The organism is Accumulibacter sp. (genome assembly GCF_031732815.1).
In the GTDB taxonomy this organism is placed as follows: domain Bacteria; phylum Pseudomonadota; class Gammaproteobacteria; order Burkholderiales; family Rhodocyclaceae; genus Accumulibacter.
Genome location: NZ_JAVMKF010000131.1, coordinates 1 through 5045, shown reverse-complemented (window position 1 = coordinate 5045; position 5045 = coordinate 1). Strand labels below are relative to the sequence as shown.

The 5045-nt window shown below is 65.4% G+C and carries 4 protein-coding genes and 1 pseudogene; 2 read left to right on the top strand and 3 right to left on the bottom strand.

Features of this window, described 5'->3' with window-relative positions; genetic code table 11:
• Window positions 1-531: pseudogene (locus RKP46_RS09315) on the top strand (hypothetical protein); the annotation flags it as partial.
• A gap of 17 nt (window positions 532-548) precedes the next feature.
• Here RKP46_RS09315 and RKP46_RS09310 read toward each other — a convergent pair.
• Window positions 549-1247 (bottom strand): transglycosylase SLT domain-containing protein, encoded by a 699-nt coding sequence (locus RKP46_RS09310; RefSeq protein ID WP_311106387.1) that lies wholly within the window; start codon window positions 1245-1247, stop codon window positions 549-551.
• A 604-nt stretch (window positions 1248-1851) separates the two neighbouring features.
• Between RKP46_RS09310 and RKP46_RS09305 the strand changes: the two genes are divergently transcribed.
• The gene (locus RKP46_RS09305) at window positions 1852-3171 is read left to right on the top strand and encodes a hemolysin family protein (RefSeq protein ID WP_311106386.1); all 1320 of its coding nucleotides are present in this window, start codon (window positions 1852-1854) and stop codon (window positions 3169-3171) included.
• 27 nt (window positions 3172-3198) lie between these two features.
• On the opposite strand, the gene RKP46_RS09300 is transcribed toward RKP46_RS09305, so the two are convergent.
• Window positions 3199-4305, bottom strand: coding sequence for a YeeE/YedE family protein (locus RKP46_RS09300; protein ID WP_311106385.1), 1107 nt, complete (start codon window positions 4303-4305; stop codon window positions 3199-3201).
• 104 nt (window positions 4306-4409) lie between these two features.
• Window positions 4410-5045 (bottom strand): 7-cyano-7-deazaguanine synthase QueC (gene queC / locus RKP46_RS09295; protein WP_311106384.1); only part of this gene is annotated, 636 nt, incomplete at its 5' end.

Below are 5045 nucleotides of genomic sequence, written 5' to 3'. Positions count from 1 at the left end.
ATCTGCACGCTGATGCGGGCAGAACTCTTTCTGCGCTGGACCGACGACGAACTGCCGGGTGCGAGCGAAGCCATTGTCGATGTCTTCCTGGCACGCGGTCTGCTGCGCCGCTCGCAGGTCTCCGGCCGACTGGCAGCGGCCGACCCGATCAGCCAGGAATCAGCCGAGCTGCGCCTGGTTGGCGAGACGATCCGGCCGTTGCTCGAACGCCATTTCCTCACCCTGGCCCTGCTCGAGCGGCACGGCCCGGGCAAGCTGTCGCGCCAGGCGCTGGAAGATCAATGCCATCTGCTGGCGCGCCGCCTGTCGCTGCTCGATCAGTTCAACACGGCCGATTTCCCGGAGAAGGCGACGTTCGCGGCGTTCATCACGAATCTTGTCGAAGCCGATTTTCTGCAAGAGGACGAAGGCGGTCTGCTGCACTTCGACGAGCGGCTGCTGACGCCGCTCGCCCATTCCGAACTCGTTCTCTCGGCCGACGCCCGCCAGGCCATCCGCCGGATGGCGGGTAGCGAAGTCGCCGCCGGCTAGCGCGTTGCGGGCAAGGCTCAGGCGCGCCCGCCTGGTCCCCGTCTGACCGCCTGTTCGAGCCGCTGTTTCTCGGCGAGGACCTTGTTCGCGTACTCGGTCTCCGGGTCTTCGGCCGCGCCGCCGTAGTGCTGCAGACCGGCAATCAGGCTGCCGCGCCAGCGGATGGCTTCCTCCAGCACGTGCACGCCCACTTGAATGTTGGTCACCGGGTCGAGGAACGGCTGTTCGCCGGCGCCCTTCGGGATTTTGTCCAGGTGGTAGCCCGGGATGACCTGCATCAAGCCTTTGGCGCCTACGGCGCTTTCCGCAAACGGGTTGAAGCGCGATTCGATCCCGATGATGGCAACGATCAGCAGCGGATCGATGCGCCGTTCGCGGCCAACCTTCTGGGCGGCTTCAAAGACCGGAATCAGCGCTTCGGGAGCGACCCGGTAGCGCCGCGAGACGAAGTCGAGTGCGCGCTGCAGCCGCGGTGACAGCGTTTCTGCCGGCGGTTCAGGTGCGCGTGCGATTTCGTTCGCCGGACCATCGGTGACGATCGGTGCTTCCATGAACAGTCCGTCGTCGGGGACGGCCTGCGTGCGGTCGTCAAGCATTGGCTTGACGGCGCCCAGCAGGCTCATCAATCCAACGACGAGCAAGCTGTGTTGTATGAAACTCAAGGTGGCGTCAGAACGGCGCGCCGTGGTACTTCTGAGCGAAATCGCTACGGACATGCTCTCTCCTTCACTTTGGTCGTCAGGCCAAAAAAACCGGCTTGACGATGGGCGGTTACAGGCGGGTGCAAAGCCTCGAATGCGTGGGGAACACTGTCCCTGAGGCCAGTACTCTGAGCGGTCAGAAAGCCCGCCAACAGAGCGGCAAGAAGGCAGCCGGCTGGCTGCGTTTGGTCTGCAAATCGCAGGACGAATTGCAGTGTATTGATTCTGCTGGATTTCGTCAAGCCGTTTCGAAACAGGCCGGAAAACCGGGCCGATTTGCTCGCCGAAAAGGCGCCCCCAGCGCCTGGACAAAGCGAAGAACTTCGTTCACCAATTCGCCCCATGCTGTTGATTGATTAAGGACAGCAAGGCGCGCCTTTTGGCCGGCCCCTCCCTATAATGGCGCTACCCAACTCGCGCTCAACTCGTCACTGCGGACCCCGTCTATGCGACCTCAAGCCCTTCCCGACAAGCCTCAAGCCGGCTTGTTCCAGTCACCGCAAGCGTCCCGCGCGCGCGCCGACACCGGCGCTGGCGGATCAAGCGGCGGGATCCGCCTGACCGCCAAGGGGTGTTCCCGCACAGCCGACGACGACCTTGACGGCGAGGAGCGTGTCCAATGGAGTTAGCCTTGCTCGGCATGCTGATCGTCCTCAACGGCGTGCTTGCCATGTCGGAGATCGCCGTCGTTTCGGCGCGCCCGCCGCGCTTGCAGAAGCTGGCCGACGACGGGCACGCCGGGGCGCGTTCGGCCCTGGCCTTGCACGATGAGCCCTCGACCTTCCTGTCGACGATACAGGTCGGAATCACCAGCGTCGGCATCCTCAGCGGCGCCATCGGCGAGGCTACGCTGGCACTTCCGCTGACTGAATTCCTCGCCGGATGGCCTTGGCTGGCGCCTTACGCAGCGGGCTTGTCGATGACCCTGGTGGTCGTCATGGTCACGTATTTCTCGGTCGTTATCGGCGAACTGGTACCCAAGCGCATCGGTCTGCTCGCCCCCGAGCGGATCGCAGCGCTCGTCGCGCGGCCGATGGAATTGCTCGCCCGATTCGCGCGGCCGGTTGTCTGGCTTCTCTCTTCGTCGTCGAGCTTGCTGCTCCGGCTGCTCGGCGCACGACGGGTGGTGCAGCCACCGGTCACCGACGAGGAGATCGACGTGCTGATGGGGCAGGGGGCCGATGCCGGCGTCTTCCATGCCAGCGAACGGGCCATCGTTTCGAATGTGCTGCGGCTGGACGATCAGCAGGTCAGTTCGATCATGACCCACCGCAAGGACATCTATCTGGTCGACCTGGACGATGGCGACGATGTGCTGCGCCAACGTCTGGTCGACAGCCCATACCGCCGCATCGTCGTCTGCCGCGGTGGTCTCGAGCAGATCGTCGGGCTGCTGCGCACCAGCGATCTGCTTGGACCGGCTTTGCTTGGTGCCCCGCTGAACATCGAAGCTTTCATTAAACCACCGCTGTACATGCCGGCCAGCGTGACGACGACGCATTTGCTGGAGACCTTTCGGCGTGTCCGCCAGCAGTGTGTCCTGCTGGTTGACGAGTACGGCGACCTGCTCGGATTGGTGACGCTTTCCGACGTGCTGAGTGCCATCGTCGGCGACCTACCGACCTCGGATCTACCCGAGGAGCAGGACATTGTGGTGCGTGAGGACGGCTCGTGGCTGGTTGATGGCAGCACGACGATCGAACGCCTGAAGGGTGTCCTGTCCCTCCATGGCGACTTGCCGGGCGAAGCGGAAACCAGCTTCCACACCTTGGGTGGCTTCGTCATGTACGTGCTCGGCCGGATTCCGCTCGCCTCGGATCACTTCGAGCACGCTGGCCTGCGCTTCGAGGTCGTCGACATGGACAAGAACCGGGTCGACAAGGTGCTCATCGCGCGTCGCAGCGGTGTGCCCGGGGGCTCGTCCGGCGCTCAGGCTTGACTCTGCGACTTCGCTGCCGGGCCGAATTCAGCGCGCCGACTGCGCCCGCCGATACTGGTAATGGAGCGCGAGCAGCGCACCGCCGATGATCGCCGCCAGCGTCACGAACGAACCCAGTGCCAGCGTCGACACGCCGCTGATCCCCTGGCCTATCGTGCACCCCAGGCCAAGCACGCCGCCAAAGCCCATGAAGGCAGCGCCAACGATGTGGTTGGCCGTGTCTTCAAGATCGCGGAAGCCTTCCCAGCGGAAGCTGCCGCTGCCGACGGCGCTCAGCAAGCTGCCGGCGAGCACGCCGAGCAGGCTGGCGACGGCGAAGCTCAGGTGACGGTTGCTGTCCGACCAGAGCATCAGCAGTTCGAGCAGGTACGCCTGGGGAGCAACGAAACTGAGCGATTCCATGCGCCCGCTGTTGGTCGCGACAAAAGCCTCCTGCAAGGTTTCCGGATCTTCGGCGAGGTAGCCCAGAGCACCGCTGACGTACCAGCCGCCAACGACGCTCAGGCCGACGCACAGTCCGGCCAGCGCGCTGCCCGGCGCCAGGCGCTGGCGCGGCAGGAAGACGAAAGCGAGCAACGCGCTGCCGATCGCCAAGGCGCAGCCGGCCAGCGCGAGGTCCGCGGGCAGGCCCAGAGCGATGAGCAGAGCCGGCAGGTCGTGGCCGGCGGCAAACGGTGCCGACCAGCGCTCGCTGAGATTGATGCGCAAGCCGGCCAGCGCGCCGCGCATCGTCATTTCGGCGAACAGGCCGACGATCAGCAAGACGACCATCGCCTTGAGGCTGCCGCCGCCAATGCGCACCAGTGTGCGTGCCGCACAGCCTGATGCGAGAACCATGCCGAAACCGAACGAGGCACCCCCGATGGCGTGCGCCAGCCACGGGAAACCGGCGCTGCGGTAGATCGACCTGGCGAGATCAATCCGGCCGCTCGAGTGCAGCGCCGCGCTACCGAGAACGGCGACCGCGATGGCGAGCAGCCACATGCGCATGCGCTGCCAGTCGCGCATGTTGACGATATCGGCGATCGCGCCCATCGGGCAGAAGCGGCTGCGCTGGGCGACGGCGCCAAACACACTACCGAGGCCGAAGGCGAGCCAGAGAATGCGTTCGGGCAAGGCGATGGTATCGATCACGGTCGTCGCGATCAAACGCACGCGGCGCAAGCACCTGACGCACCGGAGAAGCGTCGGCTCACCGCGCTTCCCCGGCTTGACCGCCTGGCCTTTCGCGTCGCTGTTCAGTCCGCATAGCGTGTCGGGTCGGGCACGCCGGCGGCGGCAAAACCCGCACGGCGCAGCCGGCAAGAGTCGCACCTGCCACAGGCACCACCCGCCGCGTCGGCCTGATAGCACGAGACGGTGAGCGCGAAGTCCACGCCAAGCGCCATTCCGCGCTGGATGATCTCTGCTTTGCTCAAGTCGATCAGCGGCGCGTGAATGCGCAGCCTGGCACCTTCGACGGCAGCGCGCGTAGCGAGATTGGCCATCTGTTCAAAGGCGGCGATGTACGCCGGTCGGCAATCGGGATAGCCCGAATAATCGACCGCATTGACGCCGACGAAGACGTCACGGCTGCCGAGCACCTCGGCCCAGGCAAGCGCCAGTGCGAGCAGCAGCGTATTGCGCGCCGGCACGTAGGTGATCGGAATTCCGGCCGTTGCCTGATCGACGGGCACGGCGATCGTTTCGTCGGTCAACGCCGAGGCGCCAAATTCGCTCAGTGGCAGGCGCAAGACACGCTGCTCGACTGCGCCCAGCGCCGTCGCCAGCGCCGCTGCCGCCTGCAGTTCGGCGCGATGGCGCTGGCCGTAGTCGACCGACAGACAATAGCAGGCAAAGCCCTGCGCACGTGCGAGCGCGAGCGTCGTCGCCGA

Excerpts from the sequence above, each read along its gene's own strand:
- RKP46_RS09310 (WP_311106387.1), bottom strand. The coding sequence starts at position 1,247 with ATGTCCGTAGCGATTTCGCTCAGAAGTACCACGGCGCGCCGTTCTGAC.
- RKP46_RS09305 (WP_311106386.1), top strand. The coding sequence starts at position 1,852 with ATGGAGTTAGCCTTGCTCGGCATGCTGATCGTCCTCAACGGCGTGCTT.